The 20,648-nt window shown below is 64.4% G+C and carries 19 protein-coding genes; 13 read left to right on the plus strand and 6 right to left on the minus strand.

The genetic code is table 11. The annotated features are described in order from the left end of the window. Nucleotides 1-68: 68 nt before the first annotated feature. Both han and AC6I6L_RS14255 read left to right on the plus strand, forming a co-directional pair. A complete protein-coding gene (han, locus tag AC6I6L_RS14250; protein ID WP_497918431.1) occupies nt 69-1,982 on the plus strand; it encodes a Hef-associated nuclease in 1,914 nt (637 codons plus the stop codon). 579 nt (nt 1,983-2,561) lie between these two features. Next, nucleotides 2,562-4,076 (plus strand): glutamate-cysteine ligase family protein, encoded by a 1,515-nt coding sequence (locus AC6I6L_RS14255; protein ID WP_497918432.1) that lies wholly within the window; start codon nt 2,562-2,564, stop codon nt 4,074-4,076. Between the two features lie 118 nt (nt 4,077-4,194). Here AC6I6L_RS14255 and AC6I6L_RS14260 read toward each other — a convergent pair whose 3' ends face one another. Further along, nucleotides 4,195-5,535, minus strand: a complete 1,341-nt coding sequence (locus tag AC6I6L_RS14260; RefSeq protein WP_497918433.1) for a hemolysin family protein — start codon at nt 5,533-5,535, stop codon at nt 4,195-4,197. A 320-nt stretch (nt 5,536-5,855) separates the two neighbouring features. Here AC6I6L_RS14260 and AC6I6L_RS14265 point away from each other — a divergent pair, with 320 nt between their 5' ends. Then, complete coding sequence (locus AC6I6L_RS14265; RefSeq protein WP_497918434.1) at nt 5,856-6,611, plus strand: competence/damage-inducible protein A; 756 nt, start codon at nt 5,856-5,858, stop codon at nt 6,609-6,611. A 77-nt stretch (nt 6,612-6,688) separates the two neighbouring features. On the opposite strand, the gene AC6I6L_RS14270 is transcribed toward AC6I6L_RS14265, so the two are convergent. After that, nucleotides 6,689-7,342 (minus strand): metal-dependent hydrolase, encoded by a 654-nt coding sequence (locus AC6I6L_RS14270; protein WP_497918435.1) that lies wholly within the window; start codon nt 7,340-7,342, stop codon nt 6,689-6,691. A 91-nt stretch (nt 7,343-7,433) separates the two neighbouring features. Between AC6I6L_RS14270 and AC6I6L_RS14275 the strand changes: the two genes are divergently transcribed. Then, nucleotides 7,434-8,144 (plus strand): helix-turn-helix domain-containing protein, encoded by a 711-nt coding sequence (locus tag AC6I6L_RS14275; RefSeq protein WP_497918436.1) that lies wholly within the window; start codon nt 7,434-7,436, stop codon nt 8,142-8,144. A gap of 23 nt (nt 8,145-8,167) precedes the next feature. Further along, the gene (locus AC6I6L_RS14280; RefSeq protein WP_497918437.1) at nt 8,168-8,344 is read left to right on the plus strand and encodes a hypothetical protein; all 177 of its coding nucleotides are present in this window, start codon (nt 8,168-8,170) and stop codon (nt 8,342-8,344) included. Between the two features lie 26 nt (nt 8,345-8,370). On the opposite strand, the gene gcvH is transcribed toward AC6I6L_RS14280, so the two are convergent. Together gcvH and gcvT are read right to left on the minus strand one after the other, a co-directional pair. Continuing rightward, a complete protein-coding gene (gene gcvH / locus AC6I6L_RS14285; protein ID WP_497918438.1) occupies nt 8,371-8,754 on the minus strand; it encodes a glycine cleavage system protein GcvH in 384 nt (127 codons plus the stop codon). Between the two features lie 5 nt (nt 8,755-8,759). Next, entirely contained in the window at nt 8,760-9,857 is a 1,098-nt protein-coding gene (gcvT, locus tag AC6I6L_RS14290) for a glycine cleavage system aminomethyltransferase GcvT (protein WP_497918439.1), read from the minus strand. Between the two features lie 130 nt (nt 9,858-9,987). Between gcvT and AC6I6L_RS14295 the strand changes: the two genes are divergently transcribed. Both AC6I6L_RS14295 and AC6I6L_RS14300 read left to right on the plus strand, forming a co-directional pair. After that, a complete protein-coding gene (locus tag AC6I6L_RS14295; protein ID WP_497918440.1) occupies nt 9,988-10,458 on the plus strand; it encodes an NYN domain-containing protein in 471 nt (156 codons plus the stop codon). A gap of 155 nt (nt 10,459-10,613) precedes the next feature. After that, complete coding sequence (locus tag AC6I6L_RS14300) at nt 10,614-11,453, plus strand: cytochrome c oxidase subunit 3 (RefSeq protein WP_497918441.1); 840 nt, start codon at nt 10,614-10,616, stop codon at nt 11,451-11,453. A gap of 23 nt (nt 11,454-11,476) precedes the next feature. Here the strand turns inward: AC6I6L_RS14300 and AC6I6L_RS14305 are convergent, their stop codons facing one another. Together AC6I6L_RS14305 and AC6I6L_RS14310 are read right to left on the minus strand one after the other, a co-directional pair. Beyond that, entirely contained in the window at nt 11,477-12,034 is a 558-nt protein-coding gene (locus AC6I6L_RS14305; RefSeq protein ID WP_497918442.1) for a DUF7979 domain-containing protein, read from the minus strand. Nucleotides 12,035-12,042: 8 nt separating this feature from the next. Continuing rightward, entirely contained in the window at nt 12,043-14,319 is a 2,277-nt protein-coding gene (locus AC6I6L_RS14310; RefSeq protein WP_497918443.1) for a DUF6789 family protein, read from the minus strand. A 283-nt stretch (nt 14,320-14,602) separates the two neighbouring features. Here AC6I6L_RS14310 and coxB point away from each other — a divergent pair, with 283 nt between their 5' ends. The 6 genes from coxB to AC6I6L_RS14340 all read left to right on the plus strand — a co-directional run bounded on the left by coxB (nt 14,603) and on the right by AC6I6L_RS14340 (nt 20,610). Continuing rightward, nucleotides 14,603-15,361 carry a cytochrome c oxidase subunit II gene (coxB, locus tag AC6I6L_RS14315; protein ID WP_497918444.1) on the plus strand — a complete coding sequence of 253 codons (759 nt, stop codon included), beginning with the start codon at nt 14,603-14,605 and terminating at the stop codon, nt 15,359-15,361. A gap of 12 nt (nt 15,362-15,373) precedes the next feature. Then, nucleotides 15,374-18,022 (plus strand): heavy metal translocating P-type ATPase, encoded by a 2,649-nt coding sequence (locus AC6I6L_RS14320; protein WP_497918445.1) that lies wholly within the window; start codon nt 15,374-15,376, stop codon nt 18,020-18,022. A 100-nt stretch (nt 18,023-18,122) separates the two neighbouring features. Then, nucleotides 18,123-18,353: a DUF6684 family protein gene (locus tag AC6I6L_RS14325; RefSeq protein ID WP_497918446.1), complete on the plus strand. Its 231-nt coding sequence runs from the start codon at nt 18,123-18,125 to the stop codon at nt 18,351-18,353. A 126-nt stretch (nt 18,354-18,479) separates the two neighbouring features. Further along, the gene (locus AC6I6L_RS14330) at nt 18,480-19,334 is read left to right on the plus strand and encodes a TatD family hydrolase (RefSeq protein ID WP_497918447.1); all 855 of its coding nucleotides are present in this window, start codon (nt 18,480-18,482) and stop codon (nt 19,332-19,334) included. 121 nt (nt 19,335-19,455) lie between these two features. After that, nucleotides 19,456-20,034, plus strand: a complete 579-nt coding sequence (locus tag AC6I6L_RS14335) for a DUF2150 family protein (protein ID WP_497918448.1) — start codon at nt 19,456-19,458, stop codon at nt 20,032-20,034. Nucleotides 20,035-20,238: 204 nt separating this feature from the next. Continuing rightward, on the plus strand, nt 20,239-20,610 hold the full coding sequence (locus tag AC6I6L_RS14340) for a 30S ribosomal protein S8e (RefSeq protein ID WP_497918449.1): 372 nt from the start codon (nt 20,239-20,241) through the stop codon (nt 20,608-20,610). Nucleotides 20,611-20,648: the final 38 nt, after the last annotated feature.

A 20,648-nucleotide genomic window follows, 5' to 3' on the forward strand; every position in this document is an offset into this window, starting at 1 on the left:
GTCCGCCAGCGGTGTGCCGGCACTTCTTGACAAGGGTTATACGCGACCGTCTCAAAGAACGGCCAACGATGACTGCTGAGTCTGCCGGAGACCCCGGCACAGACGGCGGGGATTCCGTCGTCTACGATCTTGCCGCCGAGTGTACCGCAGAAGATATCGAACAGGACACCCTCTATCTCGCCGAAATCAACGGTATCGTCGATTACGGCGTCTTCGTCGACCTCTCCGAGTCGGTTTCCGGACTCGTCCACGAGTCCGTCCTCGAAGGAACCTACGCCGTCGGTGACGAACTCGTCGTCGAACTCGAAAGCGTTCGCGAAAACGGCGATATGGCCTTCGAACCCGCCGACGTCGAAGAGTACGCCGTCGAGGCAGTCGACCACGAGTACGCCCTGACCGGAACCGATCGACTCGAGGCCAACGTCGGTCAACAGATCCACCTCGAGGGGGAAGTCGTGCAGGTCAAACAGACCGGCGGCCCGACGATCTTCCACGTCACGGACGAATACGGCGTCATCCCGTGTGCCGCCTTCGAGGAGGCCGGCGTCCGCGCCTACCCAACGATCGAGGTCGGTGATATCGTTCGCGTCACCGGGATGCCCGAACACCGCCAGAACTCCCTCCAGATCGAGGTCGACGGACTCTCGAAACTCGAGGGCGAAGACGCTGAAGAGGCCCGCGATCGTCTCGAATCGGCACTCGAATCTCGCGCCGAACCCCACGACGTCGAACCGCTGATCGACTGGCCGGCCTTCGAGAAACTCCGGCCCGACCTCCACGAGGTCGCGACACTGCTCCGTCGGACGGTCCTCGAAGGGCGTCCGATCCGGGTTCGCCACCACGCCGACGGCGACGGTATGTGCGCGGCCGTTCCGGTCCAGATCGCGCTCCAGCGATTCATTGCCGAGGTCCACGAGGACGCGGACGCGCCGCGTCACCTCATCAAGCGTCTGCCCGCGAAGGCACCGTTCTACGAGATGGAAGACGCGACGCGCGACCTGAACTTCGCGCTGGAAGACCGCGAGAAACACGGCCAGCAACTCCCGCTGTTGCTCATGCTCGACAACGGCTCGACGGCCGAGGACGTCCCGGCCTACGAGACGCTGGCCCACTACGATATCCCGATCGCCGTCGTCGATCACCACCATCCCGACCCCGAGGCCGTCGACGATCTCCTCGATGCACACGTCAATCCGTACCTCCACGACGAGGATTACCGCATCACGACGGGGATGTGCTGTGTCGAACTGGCCCGGATGATTTATCCCGATCTGACCGACGAACTCCGGCACATTCCCGCCGTCGCCGGGCTCTCGGATCGATCGAAAGCCGACGCGATGGAGGACTACCTCGATCTCGCCGCCGAGGAGGGGTACGACGAAGCGCGGCTCAAAGATGTCAGCGAGGCGCTCGACTACGCGGCTTTCTGGCTGCGGTACAACTCCGGCGATCAGTTGATCGAGGACCTGCTCGAACTCGACGGCGACGAGGACGGCGAGGACGAACGCCACCGCCAACTCGTCTCCTTCTTCGCCTCCCGTGCTCGCGAGGAGGTCGACGAGCAACTCGACGCCGCCATGCCCCACCTCGAACACGAGGATCTCGACAACGGCGCACACCTCTACCGGATCGACGTCGAGAACTACGCCCACCGGTTCACCTACCCCGCGCCCGGAAAGACGACGGGCGAGATTCACGATCGCAAGATCGAGGAGACCGGCGATCCCGTGATTACGGTCGGATACGGTCCCGATTTCGCGGTGCTTCGCAGTGATGGCGTCCGTCTCGACATCCCGCGGATGGTCTCGGAACTCGAAGAGGAGGTTTCCGGCGGCGGCGTCTCCGGCGGCGGCCACCTCGTCGTCGGTTCGATCAAGTTCGTCAAAGGGAAACGCGAGGAGGTAATCGACGCTCTCGTCGAGAAAATGGAAGACGCAGAGATCGACGAAGAACTGTCGAGTGCGGCCCCAATCGACGACTGATCGTCGTCGACTACCTGTTCAGTCACCGGGTACGTACCCTCTTCGTAACCGATTCGACTCTCCGCGAGACCCAACCGGTACTGCTACTATTGCCGAGCAGGTTTCAGGACCGTCTCTCCCGAGGTCGGTGGGACGGGTTTCGTCCCTCGCTCGGGAGCGTCCTGTGGCGCTGTCACGGGCGCTCCCATCCGCAAGCGTGTCATTGACGCCCGAGAAAACCTCGGACGTTGGTTTTAGCGCGTCTCGTACTCCCGCGCAAGTGCCGGGAGCCGACGCGACCCTTGTTAACATCTATGTCACGGCGTGTACTAATCGTTGGGGTTTCGCCGGGCAACCGACGGCGGTTGTTTCGAACCATGTCGGATTCACGCCCGTTGAGCAAACCGAAGGTTTGCGATGCCCATCAGAACGCTTGCGTTCTGAGGACGCCCTAAACGGCGGGATTCTCTCCTTGAATCAAGATCGCACTGACGGTCGGTGCACACCCGATCGCAGTACCGTCGGCGTTACTTCGGGGAGTAGCGCCCACTGAAACGAGACAGCAAACAGATAAGCGACTGGGATCACTCTGGTTCGGTAATGTCGGAACTCGTCGAACTCGTTACACGATCGCTCGAGGACGAAACGCGACGCGAGTTCGATCGGCGCGTGGACGAACAGGCCGCCCGTCTCGAGGCAGCCCTTCGCGAGGGGCGACTCGACAGCCCGAGTTTCGGACTCGGGATGGAACTCGAAGCCTACGCCGTCGACGAGGACGGACGACTCGCGCGGGTCCCGGATGCTGTCCTCGACGGTCCCTGCGAGAAGGAACTCGGGCTCCACAACGTCGAATTCAACACCGAAGCGGACCCGTTCACCGAGGCGGGTGTCGCTGCACAGGCGAGACAGCTCCGAGAGCAGTACCAGCAGGCCCAGCAGGTCGCCGCGGAGTCGGGGACCTCGATCGTCCTCGACGCGATGTGGACGATTCCACCCACCGACGGAGCGGAAGCCTACCTCACGGCCGTCCGCGAAGATTCGGGAGTTACGACCGCGACAAACATGACGCCGTCGCCTCGTTACTGTGCGATCGACAACGACATCCTGAGCGAAACTGGCGGCGACGTCACCCTCTCGGTTCCGGGGGCAGAGTGTCGATTCCCTTCGATCCTGTTCGAGTCTCTCGCGAGTTCGATCCAGCCCCATCTGCAGATTCCCAAGACGGCGGCGTTTCCGCGATACCACAACACTGCAGTCCGGACGCTCGGCCCGGTGCTCGCACTCGCGACCAATTCACCGCTGTTGCCCCCTGAGTTGTACGACATCGAAGACCCGTCCCGTCTGCTCGAGGAGACCTATCACGAACTCCGGATTCCGGTATTCGAGCAGTCTATAAACGGGGCCTGGGAGAAGGTCCGGTTCCCCGAGGACATCGAGCACGCGGCGGACGTGATCGACGAACTCGTCGCGGACCCGACCTGTGCGCCGTTCTTCCGCGAGTGGGTCGCGGACGACGGTCGCGAGACGTTCCCCGAGCAGTTCTGGGAACTCTCCCACAAGCGCGGGACCTACTGGCGCTGGCTCCGGGCCGTGATCGGCGGCCAACCGGTCGATGGGGGCGACCGGTGGTCGATCCGAATCGAGTACCGGCCGCTCCCGACCCAGCCGACCGTCGCGGACAACGTCGGGTTTCACTGTCTGGTGACCGGTCTCGTCCACGGCCTGTGTCTGGCCGGTCACCCGATCGCGTCCCTCGATCGGTCGGCGGCCGAACGGAGTTTCTACACTGCAGTCGAAGACGGTATCGACGCCGACCTCGCGTGGATCACCGCCGACGGCGATCGCACTACCGACTCCGGCGTGATCTACGACGAACTGTTCGCGTTCGCCCGCCGCGGCCTCCGCGAGCGCGGGCTTTCGACCGACGCGATCGAGGCGTCTCTCGGACCGATAGAGGCCCGGTGGACCAACCGGACGACCCCGAGTCGGTGGAAACTCGATCGCGTCCGCGACCACCTCGATTCGGGGATGAGTTTCGAGGACGCCGTCCACGAGATGCAACGCGAGTACATTCGCCGGGCGAAAACCGGTACGCCGTTCGCCCAGTGGTCCTGACGGCTCCGGAGTCGTCCTCGATCCGACCCGAGCGAGATCGTGGTGGCGATTCGATCGTCCATGCGGCGAGCGGTCGACGCTGACCTAATTCCGATCTGATATCCCTGGCGACGGGCGTTCACTCCGACGATCGCTCGGAATCGGGCTGGCGCTCGCTGACGAGTACACTCGATATTCGCGTTCCCTCGACCTCTTCGACGCTCACTTCGTAGCCGTCGGTTTCGATCCGATCGCCGGTCTCCGGTGCGCGGCCGAGGCGGTGTAACACCAGTCCGGCGATCGTTTCGAAGGCGTCGCTCTGAAACGCGGTTCCGAGGTCGGCGTTGACGTCGTCCAGCGGGACGCTCCCGTCGATAACGTAGCGTCCGTCGGCGCGTTCCTCGATGGAAGGGTCCATCGCGGGAGTGTCGAACTCATCTTGAATCTCGCCGACGACTTCCTCGATGACGTCTTCGATCGTCAGGATCCCCTCGAAGGCACCCCACTCGTCGATAACGACGGCCAACTGGACGTTTTGCCGGCGGAACTCCGCGAGAACCTCGTCGATCCGGCGCGTTTCGGGGACGACGAGCGCGTCTCGTGCCAGATCGCGCGCGGTGGGTTCGTCGTCCCGATCTGCGGTTTCGATCGCTTTGAGCACGTCTTTGGCGTGGACGAACCCGATGACCGGGTCGTCCTCGTCCTCGTCGACGACGGGGAACCGGGTGTAGGTCCCGCCCGCGACCGCGCTTCGCAGTTCTGACAGCGGCAGGTCGGCCGAAACGGTGACGACGTCGGGACGGGGGATCATCACCTCGCGGGCGACGGTGTCGCCGAGGTCGAAAACGGCTTCGATCATGTCGACCTCGTCGGTATCGACGGTGCCTTGCTCGCCCGATCGCGTGACGATGCGCATGATCTCCTCGGGGGTGTGGCTCTCGTCGCGCTCGGAGGCCGGCGGAACGCCGATCAGCCGCGTAAAGAAGTTCGCCGTGCCGTTGAAGACGATAATTCCGGGAATGAAGAGGTAGTAAAAGAACTTCATCGGCCGAGCGACTAGCAACGCGATTCGTTCGGCGTCCGCGATGGCGAGCGTCTTCGGCGCGAGTTCTCCGAAGACGACGTGCAAAAAGGTGATGACGCTGAATCCGACCGCGATCGAGACCAGGTGGATCGACCCCGCCGGAAGCACCGATCCCAGGACGGGTTCGAGAAGCGAGGCGATCGCCGGTTCACCGACCCAGCCCAGTCCCAGCGACGCGATCGTGATCCCCAACTGAGTGGTCGCGAGGTAGTCGTCCAAGTTCTCCTCGGCTTCCTGGATGAGCGTCGCCGACGATCGCCCCTCCTCGACGAGCGTCTCGATCTGTGCCGATCGAATGCGGACGTAGGCGAACTCCGAGGCGACGAAAAATCCGTTCAAGAAGACCAGAAAGAACGCGAAGAGGAGTCGGCCGAACGAAAACGCGATGTCTACCATCGTACCCTCCGCCGTGGTGACCGGCGATTCGATGCTGCGGGCACCGCGTCAGGTCCAGCTCGTCGCGATCGATTCCCTATCCGACGGTTCGACACGGCGGCGGCGTCGGGATCGCACCCACCGATCGACGAGAGCGGGGTGCCAGTCCCACCGTCGGCGAACGTGTCCATACGAGTATTCCTCGCGCAACCCGCAAAAATCATGGTGCCGGCAAACGGTCCCGCGATCGGGCGCTCGACTCCCGAACGGCCAGCCGACCGGTTCGTCCCGTTCGATGCATTCCCGGAGGCGATAACTTTCCAGAGTGCGAACGGCGGGGTATGAAGGTCGCGATCGTCACCGTCGGCGACGAGTTGTTGGCCGGCCAGACGACCAACACGAACGCGTCGTGGCTGGCCGATCGGATCACGGAGCGAGGCGGCACGGTCGAGCGCATCCTGACGATCCCCGACGACCCAGCGGTCATCGCCGACTACGTTGCCCGGTGGCGCGATGCGTTCGACGCCGTGGTCGTCACCGGCGGCATCGGCGGCACCCCAGACGACATCACCGTCGAAGCCGTTGCCGAGGGACTCGGCCACGACCTCGTGGTTCGCGATCGCATCCGGGAACGACTGGTCGAGAAGGCCCGCGCGTTCCGCGAGGAGAATCCGGAGCTGACGGCCGAGTACGACCTCCGGCTCGATTTCGACGCCGCGGCGGCGCTCCCCGAGGGGGCGCGACCGATCGTGATAGAAAACGGCTGGGCACCGGGCTGTGTCGTCGGCAACGTCTACGTCTTCGCGGGCATTCCCGACGAGATGCGGGCCATGTTCGAGCAGGTCGCCAGCGACTTTTCGGGCGACTCGATCGCGCGGACGCTGTTCACGCCGGCACCAGAGGGCGCGCTTACGGACACGCTCGAGGAACTCCCCAGACGATTCGACGTCTCCGTGGGGTGTTATCCGCGAAGCGAGGAGCGCCCCGGCCGACTCAGAGTTTCGGGAACGGACAAAGCGTCGGTCGACGGAGCGATCGACTGGCTTCGAGAGCGCGTCGAGACGATCGAACCGCCGGCGAGCGACGACTCGGAGTGAAACGGCGAAAGCAGGCTGAAACGAGGTTAGCGGACCGAAGCGCGACGGACGACGGTGACAGGTCCCGCTACGTCGAGTCACTCGTCGCGTCGTCGCTCCTCGAACAGCCGGAACGCAACCGTCGCGAATCCGGCGACAGCGAGAACGAAGCGTTCCCCGGTTCCGGCGATCGGGAAGATCCGATCGACGGCTTCCGGCGGGTCGTCCCGGGTCGGATCGAACCCGGTCGAGTAGTGCGTATCCTCCGTACTGCCGCGAGCGGTCGAATCCGCGACGCCGCCTCCGCCAGCTTCGAATTCGACGAACGTCTGGACGACACCCCGTTCGCTCGACAGGACGAACTGCCCGGAGAGATCGTAGAACCGATCGTGGACCGGCCAGAAGAGGTTGATCCCGTTGAAGAAGGCATCGAGCAGCAGGTGGGCGAACAGGACCGTCACGAGCGTCACCCAGGCGACCCTGTAGCCGTACGCGCCCCAGCGATCGAGGAGGAACGACTCCTCCCGGACGGTGACGTCCCACAGGAGAAGCGTTCCCGGCACGATGACGATCCAGAGGTTGTGAAACGCGGCGCGGTGGGTTCCGGGGGCGTAGATTCCGATCAGGGTGTCGAGATCGATCACCGCAACGGCGGCGAGGACGAACAGGATGCTCCGCGTGTCGAACTCGTCGCCGAGGAGAGCAGTCCCGATCAGGCCGGCGAATCCGACGTGGACGACCGTCGATGGCATATCGCACACTCGCCGCGGCGAACTATCACTCTCTCGGATTGTCTGTGAGACAGTTCGGTATTTACTTGACGTGACCGCGCGACCGACGACCATGGGCGGACGTGGGCCGAAACGAGAACTCGCAGAGAAAATCGCCGGTGAGATCACGCTGAGCGACGACCCGGGTGCTACGCTACGCAAGTGGCGAACCGACTTCGGCATCTCCCAGACGGATCTAGCGGGAGAGATCGACGTTTCGTCGTCGGTCATCTCGGACTACGAGAGCGGGCGTCGGGAAAGCCCCGGAATCGGCGTCGTCAGCCGACTCGTCGACGGCCTGCTCGCGATCGACGAACGCCGCGGCGGCGATCGCATTCGGCAGTACGGTCGCGTGCTCTCGGCGGGCTTCGAGAGCGATGTCGTCCACGACCTCCGGGAGTACGCGACATCGATGCCGCTGTCGACGCTGTACGACGAGATCGGCGCGACCGAAATCGCGACCGGTTCGACCGATCGGATCAGCGGCCACACCGTCATCGATAGCATTCAGGCGATTACCCGGCTCTCCAGCGAGGAGTTCTTTCGCCTCTACGGCCAGAGCACGAACCGCGTCCTCGTCTTTACCGGCGTCACTCGCGGGGAATCGCCGCTGGTGGCGCTTCGGGTGGTCAACCCGACCCCGAACGCCGTGATTCTCCACGGGATCGACGAGGCCGACCTGTGGGACCACGCCGCCGATCTGGCGCGGATCGACGGCTACTCGCTCGCCGTGACCACCGAACCGTTGGACGAGATGCTAGAGCACCTCGTCACACTGAAATAAGTTCTGTTGGTAGTGGCACACGAATGGACCTCGATCGCGCCGACCGCCTGACGCTCGTGCTGCTCGTCGTCTTTTGTTCCACGCTCGCGATCGTCTTCGCACTCGACGAGGCGATGGGGTGGCTCCTCTGGGGAGTAGCGATGGTCGCTATCGTCGGAGCCGTGATGGTGCTGACCAACCGCTGGTCGCCCGCCGACTGACCTCGAAAGTCGGGCTTGCGGTGCGATCAGGCGATCTGGTCTTCGTACTCCGCGGCGGTGAGCAGATCGTCGAGTTCGGCCGTGTCGTCGGTCTCGATCTCGAGCATCCAACCGTCGCCAAAGGGGTCGTCGTTGACCAGTTCCGGGGCGTCGAACAGCTCCTCGTTGATCGCCGTAACCTCGCCGCTGACGGGCGCATAGAGGTCCGACACCGCTTTGATCGATTCGATCACGCCGAACTCCTCCTTCTGGACGACCGCCGCACCCTCGTCGGGGAGTTCGACGAAGACGACGTCACCGAGTTCGTCCTGTGCGAAGTCGGTGATGCCGACGCGAACGACGCCGTCAGTCTCAGCTGCCCACTCGTGCGATTCTAGATACCGTCGGTCCTCGGGGATTTCGAAACTCATGATTGTTATACCGTGTCGATGAACGGGGTTGGTTCGACTCGTGCCTTTTTCGACTGGCCGCGGACGACGACTTGTAACGTCGTGCCGGGGTCGGCGTACTCGACCGGGACGTACCCCAGCCCGATCGGGGTTTCCAGACTCGGACTCATCGTCCCGCTGGTGACGGTGCCGACCACCCGGCTCTCCGTGTTGGTGATGTCGTAGCCGTGGCGCGGGACGCCCCGATCGATCAGGGTGAACCCGACGAGTTGCTCCGCGACGCCCTCGGCGGCGATCGTTTCCAGCGCATCGCGGCCGATGAACTCCGTTTCCAGATCGACTGCGAAGCCGATGCCGGCTTCGTACGGCGTTCGGGGGTTCGATTCGCGATCGAAGTCCTGGCCGGCGAGCAACAGCCCCGCTTCGATTCGCAGCGTGTCGCGCGCACCGAGTCCGCAGGGCTGACAGTCGAGTGTCGCCCAGATCGTCTCGGCCTCGCTCCAGGGAACGATCAGTTCGTAGCCGTCTTCCCCGGTGTAGCCGGTGCGGGCGGTCCAGCACTCGACCCCGTCGATCGTCGCGTATCGCGCGTGAAATCGGCCCAGGTCGCTAACGGACTCCTCGGTCACGTCCTCGACGATCGCGGGGGCCTCGGGGCCCTGAACGGCGATCATCGAGTACTCGTCGGTCCGGTTGTCGACGGTCGCTTCGAGAGTCCACTCGTTCCGGTAGCTGATCCACCGCTCGTGGGTCGCCTCGTCGGTTCCCGCGTTCGGGACGAAGAGGTACGTTTCCGCACCGTCCTCGTCGGGGAGACGGTAGATGACCGTGTCGTCGATGATCACCCCGGCTTCGTCCGTGATTGCCGCGTACTGTGCGTCGCCGACGCCGAGTCGACTGACGTCGTTCGACGTGAGCCGTTGCATGAGCGCGGTCGCGTCCGGGCCGGTGACGTGAATCTGGCCCATGTGAGAGACGTCGAACTTCCCGGCGTCCGTGCGGACGGCCCTGTGTTCGGTCTGGATCGAATCGAACTCGACCGGCATATCCCAGCCGCCGAACTCGGTAAACTTCGCCCCACGGTCGTCGTGAGTCCCACGTAACGGCGGCGTCTGAAGCGGCATAGTCGCCAGAACACCCCGGATATAGTAATGTCTTTTCGTCGGCCGGTTCGTCCGCCAAGCGATCGCCAACCGAGCCGGCCTCCGAAACCCGGTTCGTCACACCTATTTCCGGTGCAGAGAAAGGGTGGCTATGTTCGATCGTGTTCGCGCCCGCCTCGCACCCGACGGAGACAGGAAGCCGGCCCTCGGGCTGTTCGTCGACGGACCGAACGTCCTTCGGGACGAGTTCGACGTCGACCTCGACGACCTCCGGACGGCTGCCGAGGACCTCGGTCGCGTCGGTGTCATCCGTCTCTATCTCGACGAACACGCCACACCCGGCCTGATTCAGGCCGCCGAGGCCAGGGGCTTCGAGGTGATCGTCACCAGCGGCGACGTCGACGTCAAACTCGCCGTCGACGCGACCGCGCTCGCGAGCGACGGGACGATCGATCGCCTCGCGATCGCCTCCCGAGATACCGATTTCAAACCCGTCCTCGAATACGCCGGCACCGTCGGTGTCGAAACCGTCGCGATCGCACCGGGGGCGTACGGTCGATCGGACGCGCTCCGGAACGCCGCGGACGAGGCGGTGACGATCGACAGCGATAGTACCGACTGATTGGAAATCGTGTACCGAGTTGCGGTCGGTCGACCCGGCTGCCGAATCAGGTGGTGATTTTTTGATCGCGGGAGTGGGAGCAGCGCCCGAACGAGCGGTGCCGGAGCGAACGGCCGGTTCCGCCGGTTGCGCGCGACGGTCGCCCACGACGACTCATGACACGAACACGGCTGCCCGACCCCGGGGGCGGCGATGTTGCGGACGAGCCGCACGACCACCCGCACGAACACCGGAGCGTCTGGCCGATCGTCGGCGCAGTCGGTGCGGCGGGGATGTACGTCGGGCTGGCGCTCGCGGCGCTCGCGTATTCGGCGGGGACGGTTCCCGCGGTTCTGGGCGTCGTCGTCGCCGGTTTCGGAGTGAGCGTCACCATCGCCGGCCTTCTGGGGTGGTTTCTGTGGGTGTTCGTTCGTCGGCACCGAGCAGACGACGACCGAACGGATCACGGCCTCTACGTAACGACGATGATGTTGTTCCTAGCGACCGACCTCGGAACGTTCGCCGCGGGATTCATCTACTACGCATTCGTCCGCGTGGGACCGTGGCCACCGGGCGAGTTGCCGCCCCTATTGAGTTCGCTCGTCCTGCTCAATACGGCGATTCTCGTGACGAGCAGCCTCACGTTCCACACCGCACACGCGTCGCTCGAGCGAGGTCGCGAACGACGGTTCAGGGCCCTTCTCGGCGCGACGGTCCTCCTGGGCGTCGTCTTTCTCGCCGGCCAGGCGCTCGAGTACTACGAGTTCGTCGTCACCGAGGGGTTCACGATCAGCGACGGCGTCTTCGCCAGCGCGTTTTTCGGGCTGACCGGACTCCACGGGCTTCACGTCGCACTCGGCGTCGTGCTCCTCTCGCTCGTGTTCGCTCGAGCGCGCCGCGGTCAGTACGGGCCGGACCGGGACACCTCGATCGAGACGGTAGGCCTGTACTGGCATTTCGTCGACGTCGTCTGGCTATTCCTCGTGGCCGTTCTCTACGTCGGCGCGACCGTCTGATTCGGGAAGGGTATCCGTCCCAGTCACAGGCCGAACCGCCAGGGGTAGTTCAAAACGGCGACGATCGCGAAGGCGACGAGCCCGGCGACCAGCGACGCGACTCCGAGGGGAAGCGCGAGCGGATCGACGGAGAGACACCGATCGTCCGACGCGAGCGTCGCGTATCGATCGGTGCCGTCGACCGTCACGAGGACGCCGCGCTCGAACGCCTCCCGGTTGTCGAAGGCACCGTGAACGACGCCCTCGCGTTGCGGATCGTCGATCGCCTCTCCGATCGCGCGCTGTTCGGCAGTCGTGAGGTCTTCGTACGCGAGCGTTTCGATAGCAGCGCCATTCCCGCCGACGCGCTCGTCGGTCTCGGCCGGACTCGAGACGGTGATGACGGGGTCCCCACAGCCCCCGATCGCGGGTTGGATCATCCCCCAACCGCCGAGGACGGTCCCGGCGATCCCGAACGCGACCAACAGCGCAGCGGCGAACGGAACGACGTAGGTCATGATGCGAGACTCGCTACCCGGAGTGGTCCCTCCGGAATCAGTCTGCGCCCCGGCGTTCGCCCCGTCGCGGTCGGTCCTGTGCATAGTGTCGGTCACTCCATCGCGTATTCGAGTAGCGCACCGAGCGAGACGCCGTACACCCAGTGAGCGATGGTCGAGAAGCCGACGTACCCGACGAGCGCCAGCCCGGTCTGGTCGGTGTAGAAGGCGATCAGGAACCCGGTCGTGATGATCGTCGTAAATGAGAGCCCCTTACCGACCTGCGTCCGGCCCGGAAGGTACTGTGCGATCGTCACGAACAGCAAGGGCCACACCGTTATCCCGCCGACGAGAAAGATCACGTAGCCGACGGCTGCCCCTTCGGTGATACCCAGGAGCTGGGCGAGGTCAGCGAAGGCCCCGAGATCGAAGACGCCGATCGCGACGCCGACGGCGAGAACGACGCTCATCAACAGCGTGGCGACGAGTCCGGCCGCTGCGCCAAGAAACGCGTTCTCACCGACGCCGCGGACGACCGGAACGAGCTGTTGCGAGACGACCGGGCTGCCCTCAGCCGGATCGTCCGTCGCCGGCGATCGCGTCTCTGCCGGTTCGGTCGGTTCGATTCCGTACTTCGTTTCGAGGCGGTCTTCGAACCATTGCCACTCGCGGGTGAACTGTTCGGTCTCTTTTAAGTTCCAGACGTCGGCGTCCTCGACCGGCGGGCCGGCCCAGTACGACCAGAGCATGTTGTACAGCCACAGCAAGACGCTGATGCCGACGAGGTACGCGCCGATCGTCGCGACCTGCTGAATCGGCTCGTAGGCAGCCGGGTACGAGGCGTACCGACGCGGGAGTTCGAGCAGGCCCAGCCCGACGAGCGTGGTGAACGTGATCGTCGAGCCGACGACGAACAGCGTCGCCTGGAAGCGAGCGAGCCGGCGGTCGAACAGCCGACCGGTGATGATCGGATACCAGTAGTAGCTCGCGGCGAGCATCATGAAGGGGATGATCCCCATCACGATCAGGTGGAAGTGGCCGACGACGTAGTAAGTCCCGTGATAACGGATGTTGATGGGGATCGCCGCGAGAAAGATTCCGGTGACGCCGGCGATGACGAACGTCGCGATGGAAGCGACACAGAGGATCATCGGGGCGGTCAGACGAATGTCACCGTCCCAGATCGTCGTCATCCAGTTGAACACCTTGATCGCGCTGGGGATCGCGACGGTGACCGTCGTCGCCATGAACCCCGCTCGGATGCGCGGATCGATACCGGTGACGAACATGTGGTGGGCCCAGACGCCGAAGCTGAGGACGCCGATGGCGAGCGTCGAGTAGACGACGAACCGGTAGCCGAACAGCGCGCGGCCGCAGAACTTCGGCAGTATGAAACTCATCAGCCCCGCGGCGGGAAGGAAGATGATGTACACTTCCGGATGGCCGAAGAACCAGAACAGGTGTTGCCACAGCAGCGGCCCGCCGCCATCGACCGCGTAGAAGGTCGTCCCGACGTTACGATCGAGCAAGAGCATGACAATCGCGCTGCCGAGAATCGGGAACGCGAAGATGACGAGACCGCTCGTGGTGAGCATCGCCCAGGAGAAGATGTCGAGGTTCGCCCAGGTCACGTCCGGCGCGCGCTCGTAGACGATCGTGACGACGAAGTTGATCGCCGCCATCGTGGTTGCGATGCCACTCAAGTGGAGGCCGAGCAACAGGAGGTCGATCTGCGGATTCGTCGTTTGAACCGACAACGGGACGTACAGCGTCCACCCGAGAGCCGGTTCGGAGAGCGCTGCGAAGAACTCCACGACTGAGTTCTGGCCGACCAGAAATCCCAGCGTCCGTCCGATCGTCTCCCCGATGAGTCCGCCGCGGGCGAGCACGAGCGACGGCGGGAGGAGCCAGAACGCGATCGCGTTGACTCGCGGGAACGCCATGTCATCCGCGCCGAGTAAGAGCGGCAGAAAATAGTTCCCGATGCCGAAAAAGACCGGCGTCACGAAGAAAAACAGCATCGTGATGCCGTGGGCGGTAAACAACTCATTGTACGTCGGCTCGTTCCACACCGACGCCGTCGAAACGAACAGCTCAGTCCGCATCATCATGCCGTCGATCCCGCCCCAGAGGGCCGCCGCCGTGCCGAACGCGATGTAGAGGATCCCGATTTCCCGGTGATTCGTCGTCGTCGTCCAGCGTTTGATCCCCGAGGCGATCGTCTCGAGACCGAGCGACGACGGCCGCCCGGCCGTTTCTCCTTCGGCCCCGCCGTCGGCTCGAGCGATCCGACCGTCGCCGTGTCGCCGTGCGCGTCGCGCAACGAGTCCGCAGCCGAGCAGGACGGCCGCAAAAATCCCGATCCGAAGGAGGTCCGGGTCGACGCTCATCGGTGCCTCTCGGCGGTCGCGAGCGATCGTATTCGAGCTTCGGCCTCACCCACAGACTCTCGGAGCGGACGGTGCGGTATCCGAGTCGTCATCGATCCCGACTCCCTACCACGGACGGGGGTATGAAACCCCGGTGACGCGGCCGGGGAGAGACCGTGTACCGGTTGCGATGAGGGCCGATCCGGAGTCGAGCGCGGGATGCTCACGAGAGTCCGCGTCGGAGGGGCGGCGGTGTTCGCGCGGTGCCGGGGTTATATACCGCCTCTCGTGGTCGAACATCCGGATGAACGTCCGGGACGTCTGTATCGCCTGCGCTGTGAGTGCAGGATTCCTGTGTGCGACCGGATCGGCCGCCGCACAGTCGACGAACAGGGAGCTCATCGACTCGCTGTACGTCCAGTTGCTCTACGTCGCGATCCCGCTGACGCTGTTCGTGTTCGTCATCCTCGCGTATTCGGTCGTCCGCTTTCGGGACAACGACGATCCCCAGCCGACTGCCGAGGACCCTGCCCTCGAAATAACGTGGACCGCGGCTACGGCGGTTATTCTGCTGTTCGTCGGCGTCTCGGCGTACGCGGTGCTCGCGAACCCGCTCGTCTCGCCGGGTGTGTTGTCGGAGGATTTCAGCGGTGCCGGTCCGACGCCCGCCGAGGTTCCGGCGGACGACACCGAAATCGAAGTCGTCGCCTACCAGTGGGAGTGGCAGTTCGAATACGCAGAAGCCGACGTGACGACGCGAGACGAACTCGTCATTCCGGCGAACGAGGACGTCTCTCTCGTGATGACCTCCCGGGACGTGATCCACGCGTTCGCCGTGCCGGAACTCGGCGTCAAACAGGACGTCTTCCCGCACGAAGAGACCGTGATTCGAACGAACGTCCACGAGACCGGCGAATACCGCGCCCAGTGTACCGAGTTTTGCGGCGCACGCCACTCCCACATGGACGCGACGGTGACCGTCGTCGATCGCGAAACCTACGACGAGTGGCTCGACGAACACGAGGGAGCGAGCGGAGAAATCGACCCGCCGGACCCGGAGTAACGCTCGATTTCGATGCCCTGTACGCTCTGTGACCTTCCGACGGGCGGTCGATCGATAACGGACGACGGCGTCGACGGCGAGTTCTGCTGTCGCGGCTGTCTCGAGGTTTACCGCTGCCTGCCCGAACGCGATCGCGGGCGGCCCGACGACGAGGTGGGACCCCCTCGCGAGAGCGTGAAACGGGACGCGAGCGATTGGACGTCGATCGATCCAGGTTCGAGTCCCACGGCAGGCGGCGTCGAGAGCCCCTCGATACCGGCGGAGGGTATCGAGAGCCCGTTCACAACGGCGAACGATACCGAGGATCCTTCCACGGCGGCGAGAGGCGACGAAAACGCCACCGACGCGAACGTCGGTAAAACGACGTACCTCTCGATTGACGGAATGCGTTGTACCACGTGCGAATCGTTTCTCGAACACGTCGCGGTCGGAATACCGGGGGTCGTCGACGCTCGATCGAGCTACGCGACGGAGACGATGCGAGTTCGACACGATCCGACGACGGTGAGCGCCGCGGATCTCGCCGCGGAACTCACCGGGATCGGCTACCGCGCGTCGCTCCCGGACGAGACGAGCGACGACCCGGAAGCGAGCGAGGCGGGCGCAACGTCCGCGAGCGCTGCGTTTGCGAGCACCGTCGCGGGATTCGACAGGTATCGGGCGGCGATCGCACTGCTCGTGATGATGCCGGTTATGGCACCGTACCTCGCGTTCATTTATCCGGCCTATCTCGGCGTCTATCCCCGGGCGTTCCTGTACACGCCGACGTTGACGGTGCTCGTGTACGTCCCGCTCGGGATCTGGAGCACGATCACCGTCGTCGGACTCGGCTATCCGATTCTCAGGGGTGCCTACGTCGGCGTTCGCATGCGACAGCCGAACACGGACGTCCTGATCGCACTCGGCGTGCTCGCAGCGTACGGCTATTCGGTCGCAGCCCTCGGCCTCGGCCGACGCGACATCTACTTCGACGTCGCGGTCATGATCCTCGTCGTCGTCACCGTCGGCACTCACGTCGAATCGCGCCTCAAGCGCGATGCGCTCGGCAGTCGTGAAGCGCTCACTGATTCCCGGGTGGAAACGGTTCGAAGGCTCACGCCCGACGGATCGACGGAGACGGTATCCGTTACCGAGTGTTCGGCGGGCGATCGCGTTCTCGTCCGCGCCGGCGAACGAGTCCCGATCGGCGGAACCGTCCTCGACGGCACCGCGCCAGTCGACGAATCGCTGGTGACCGGGGAGTCTCTTCCGCGATCGAAATCGGCCGGCGACCGGGTTCTCGGGGGCTCCGTCGTCGTCGACGACGCGATCGTCGTGACTCTCGACGACGACCACCCGACGCGCGATCGGCTCGTCGACCTGCTGTGGGACGCGCGAAGTACCGGCAGCAGTCGACGGTTCGTGGATCGATTCGCCGCAGTCTTCATCCCGCTCGTCATCGGCGTCGCCGTTCTGACGGTGGTGGTGTGGACGCTACTCGGCGCATCCGTCGGCACGGCGATGCTGATCGGCATCTCCGTGCTGGTGATCTCCTGCCCGTGTTCGATCGGCATCGCAACGCCGCTCGCGCTCGCCTACGGTACGAACGCGGCCGCGGCCGAGCGCGTCGTCGTCACGAACGCCGACGTGTTCGAACGGCTCTCGGATTCGGCGGTGATCGTCTTCGACAAGACGGGAACGCTCACGACGGGTGAGTTGACGGTCGACCGAACCGTTCCGGCCCCGAAAGAGACGTCGGCCGATGTCCTCGCACGCGCGGCGGCGGTCGAGGAACGATCGAGCCATCCGATCGGTGAGGCGATCGTCGACGCCGCGGACGGCTCGATCGCTACTGAAACCGGTTCGGAATTCGAACGCGATAGCCGCCGCGTCGCCGCGATCGTCGACGGCAAACGCGTTACCGTCGGTCATCCGACCGCATTCGACGACTGGAAGGTCCCGGCTGAAGTTGCCGACGCGGTCGATGGCACCCGCGGAACCGAGTCGCGGCCGATCGTCGTCGGCTGGGACGGCACCGCACGCGGCGTGATCGCGGTCCGGGACACCCCCCGTTCTGGGTGGGAGGCGGTCTTCGACGAGCTCGCGGCCGACGATCGACGACTCGTCGTCCTGACGGGCGACGACGAGGGGACGGCGTCCCGGTTTGGCGATCATCCCGCCGTCGATCAGGTTCTCACCGGCGTTCGCGCCGAGTCGAAACACGCGATCGTCGACCGACTGGGCGAGTCGGGACCGACCACGATGGTCGGTGACGGAACGAACGATGCGACGGCGCTCGCGAGCGCGGATCTCGGCATCGCGCTGTCGAACGGGACCGACATGGCGCTCACCGCCGCGGACGCCGTCGTGATGGACGATTCCCTCGAGTCGATCCCGGCGATCGTCGAGATCGCGGCGGAAACTCGAAGACGGATCCGCCGAAACCTCGCGTGGGCGATCGGCTACAACGCGATCGCGATTCCGCTCGCCGTAGCCGGCGTCATCAATCCCCTACTCGCGGCGGTGCTGATGGCGGTTAGCAGTTTGCTCGTCGTCGCAAACTCCGTCCATCGATCGCCCGCGACGGCCGAGACTGGCAACGGAACCGAGACCGACGACGGGACCGAGACCGACGACGGTGCTACCAACACGTCCTCGGACGCGTCGCCACTGCGATCGTGAGACTCGGAGGAGTCATCACGTCGATCGTTGCGGGGTTATCGCCGTCGATTCGTTCCCGTCCCCTCTTTTTATCTTTCCGAACGTGGTCGGATGGCAGACGATGAACGTGCGCGGACTCTCGAAAGGATCGCTTCGCGATATTTCGGGCAACCTGGTTCCGATCGTCATTCTCGGCTTCTTCGTCCTCTGGTTCGTCGTCGACAGGCCGTGGGGGTGGGACTTGCTTTCGATCGTCGTCGTGTACGGACTGCTGCTCTCGCTCGGGGCAACGCTATTCGTCGTGACCTACGCGACCGCAGTCGCCATCGAACGAACCGATCCCGATCGATAACGCGGCGAGCCGGGCCCACGATCGGTCGGTTGGCTCCCACCGCTCGGATCCGGGACCGCCGTTCGACGGCATTCGTCGCGAGACCCTTTCGGAGACTTTTCCAGTTTCGACGCCTCATCGACGACTATGATCGACGACGATCGGCCTGTGCTCGACAACCACATCCACCTGGATCCGGACAACAATCGTGGCATCGACGCCGTCCGGGATTTCGCGCGTATGGGCGGGACACACCTGCTCGTCGTGAACAAACCCTCGTGGCATCTGGGCGTCGAGGCCGAGCGGGGCGAGGACTTCCGGCCGGTGTTCGAGCGCACGATCGAAATCGTCGACGAGGCCAGCACGGAACTCGACGGACGGGCCTGGCCCGTCCTCGGGGTGCATCCGGGACTGATCACCCGACTCGTCGACGATCGCGGCTACGCGCCCGACGAAGCGAGCGAGATCATGCAAGGCGGGATCGACGTCGCCGCCGAGTACGTCGAGTCGGGCGACGCGCTGGCGCTGAAATCCGGCCGCCCCCACTACGAGGTGGAGGAAGCCGTCTGGGACGCGTCCAACGCCGTCATGCGCCACGCCTTCGAGCGCGCCGCAGACCTCGAATGTGCCGTCCAGTTACACGCCGAGGCGAGCGAAGACATGACCGAGGTCACCGACTGGGCCGAGGACGTCGGACTGTCGGCACGCAGGGTCGTCAAACACTACGCGAGCGGCCGACTCGCAGGCCCGATTCCGAGCGTGACGAGCCAGAAGGAGTACCTCGAACGCGCCGCCGATCGCGGCGAGCCGTTCCTGATGGAGACCGATTACATCGACGACCCCGATCGGCCGGGTGCCGTCCTCGGCCCGAAGACGGTTCCGCGACGCGTCGCCTGGCTTCTCGAGAACGACCACGACGAGGCGGTCCGGAACGCACACGTCGAGACGCCGGCGCTCGTCTACGGGATCGACACGGTCGAAACGCTCGAAGCCGACGGCTAATCCGCGGCGTAACCGCACGCTAACGCCCATCTCGATCCCCGGAACTACCAGTATAATTGACGATCATGTTCCCGAGTCCATGTAGAGAAAGGCATTTCAAGCGGCCGGTGTAGGTGTCTGTATGAGCAATCCGCCGACCGAGTTCTACTCGGAGGAACGCTGGCAGAACTGGATCGATCGCATCAAAGACGAAGAGATCGATCCGGAAGACGAATCGTCGGCCCGCCTCCTGTTGAATCTACAGGACGACACGGCGATCGCGATCGCCAAGATCGTTGCCGCGTACGATGACGACGACCTCGACGGCGAGGACGCGATCGCGGAGATCAACGACGTTCGCGAGATCGTTCTGAGCGAAGTCGACATCGAAGACGAGGAGAAACTGATTCTCGTCGACGGCGTCCAGACGAGTCTCGTCTGCGTCTTTTTCGCCGCCGAGGAGTACATCGCGAGCGGGCCCGCAGACGAAGGAAGCGTCGGCGACTACCTCGCTGCCGCTGCGGACGCCGAAGCCGAGGAGGACCTCGACGCTGCTCTCGGCTACGCTGCGCAGGCGGGGACGCTGATTATCGACGGCGAGGACCTCGACATGACCGTTGCCGAAGAACTGGAGTACGGGCTGGTGACCGAGTGGATCAACGGACTCGACAGTCTCCAGAGCGCGATGAGCGACCCCGAAGTCGTCGAAGAAGACGACTGATACGCTCTGTTGTAATTCTTTACCGACGATCGCGGCCCCCGTCGGACGATCACCGGTAACACGGTACAACGATCCGTATTAGACCTGACGACAGTGAGCTGATTTTGCGGCTGCAATCAGTCGTCGATCGCGTTCGAGCAGATAGCGACGGGGCAGGCGAGCCGACTCGTTGCATTCAAATAGCCGCCGGGACTGCTATCGGGTATGCAAGACCAGGGACGATCTACGCGCAAGCGAACTGGTGGTCGACTGAAGAACGTCCGAAATCGCCGCAAGAGCGAACTTGGACGCCTCCCGGCCGAGACACAGGTTGGCGAGCCACGTTTCCGAACCGTCGACGCTCGCGGGAACACGACCAAGACCCGCGCACTGGCGACGAACGTCGCGAGCGTCAACAAAGACGGCGAGACCGTCAGCGCGACGATCGAAGACGTCGTCGAGAACGAGGCCAACCCGAACTACGTCCGCCGAAACATCGTCACGAAGGGTGCCGTGATCGAAACCTCCGAAGGGACCGCCCGCGTCACGTCCCGACCCGGCCAGACGGGACAGGTCAACGCCGTCCTGCTCGAGTAATCCTTCCGTCCCCGTTTCTCTCGAACGCGATCGAACAG

The organism is Halosolutus sp. DAT137 (assembly GCF_059736405.1).

What these genes read in the sequence shown, in the direction of transcription:
- AC6I6L_RS14260 (WP_497918433.1), bottom strand. Translation starts at nt 5,535, where the DNA reads ATGGTAGACATCGCGTTTTCGTTCGGCCGACTCCTCTTCGCGTTCTTT.
- AC6I6L_RS14280 (WP_497918437.1), top strand. Translation starts at nt 8,168, where the DNA reads ATGGACCTCGATCGCGCCGACCGCCTGACGCTCGTGCTGCTCGTCGTC.
- AC6I6L_RS14325 (WP_497918446.1), top strand. Translation starts at nt 18,123, where the DNA reads ATGAACGTGCGCGGACTCTCGAAAGGATCGCTTCGCGATATTTCGGGC.
- AC6I6L_RS14295 (WP_497918440.1), top strand. Translation starts at nt 9,988, where the DNA reads ATGTTCGATCGTGTTCGCGCCCGCCTCGCACCCGACGGAGACAGGAAG.
- AC6I6L_RS14255 (WP_497918432.1), top strand. Translation starts at nt 2,562, where the DNA reads ATGTCGGAACTCGTCGAACTCGTTACACGATCGCTCGAGGACGAAACG.
- AC6I6L_RS14330 (WP_497918447.1), top strand. Translation starts at nt 18,480, where the DNA reads ATGATCGACGACGATCGGCCTGTGCTCGACAACCACATCCACCTGGAT.
- AC6I6L_RS14300 (WP_497918441.1), top strand. Translation starts at nt 10,614, where the DNA reads ATGACACGAACACGGCTGCCCGACCCCGGGGGCGGCGATGTTGCGGAC.
- AC6I6L_RS14305 (WP_497918442.1), bottom strand. Translation starts at nt 12,034, where the DNA reads ATGCACAGGACCGACCGCGACGGGGCGAACGCCGGGGCGCAGACTGAT.
- AC6I6L_RS14275 (WP_497918436.1), top strand. Translation starts at nt 7,434, where the DNA reads ATGGGCGGACGTGGGCCGAAACGAGAACTCGCAGAGAAAATCGCCGGT.
- han (WP_497918431.1), top strand. Translation starts at nt 69, where the DNA reads ATGACTGCTGAGTCTGCCGGAGACCCCGGCACAGACGGCGGGGATTCC.
- AC6I6L_RS14335 (WP_497918448.1), top strand. Translation starts at nt 19,456, where the DNA reads ATGAGCAATCCGCCGACCGAGTTCTACTCGGAGGAACGCTGGCAGAAC.
- coxB (WP_497918444.1), top strand. Translation starts at nt 14,603, where the DNA reads ATGAACGTCCGGGACGTCTGTATCGCCTGCGCTGTGAGTGCAGGATTC.
- gcvH (WP_497918438.1), bottom strand. Translation starts at nt 8,754, where the DNA reads ATGAGTTTCGAAATCCCCGAGGACCGACGGTATCTAGAATCGCACGAG.
- AC6I6L_RS14265 (WP_497918434.1), top strand. Translation starts at nt 5,856, where the DNA reads ATGAAGGTCGCGATCGTCACCGTCGGCGACGAGTTGTTGGCCGGCCAG.
- AC6I6L_RS14340 (WP_497918449.1), top strand. Translation starts at nt 20,239, where the DNA reads ATGCAAGACCAGGGACGATCTACGCGCAAGCGAACTGGTGGTCGACTG.
- AC6I6L_RS14270 (WP_497918435.1), bottom strand. Translation starts at nt 7,342, where the DNA reads ATGCCATCGACGGTCGTCCACGTCGGATTCGCCGGCCTGATCGGGACT.
- AC6I6L_RS14310 (WP_497918443.1), bottom strand. Translation starts at nt 14,319, where the DNA reads ATGAGCGTCGACCCGGACCTCCTTCGGATCGGGATTTTTGCGGCCGTC.
- AC6I6L_RS14320 (WP_497918445.1), top strand. Translation starts at nt 15,374, where the DNA reads ATGCCCTGTACGCTCTGTGACCTTCCGACGGGCGGTCGATCGATAACG.
- gcvT (WP_497918439.1), bottom strand. Translation starts at nt 9,857, where the DNA reads ATGCCGCTTCAGACGCCGCCGTTACGTGGGACTCACGACGACCGTGGG.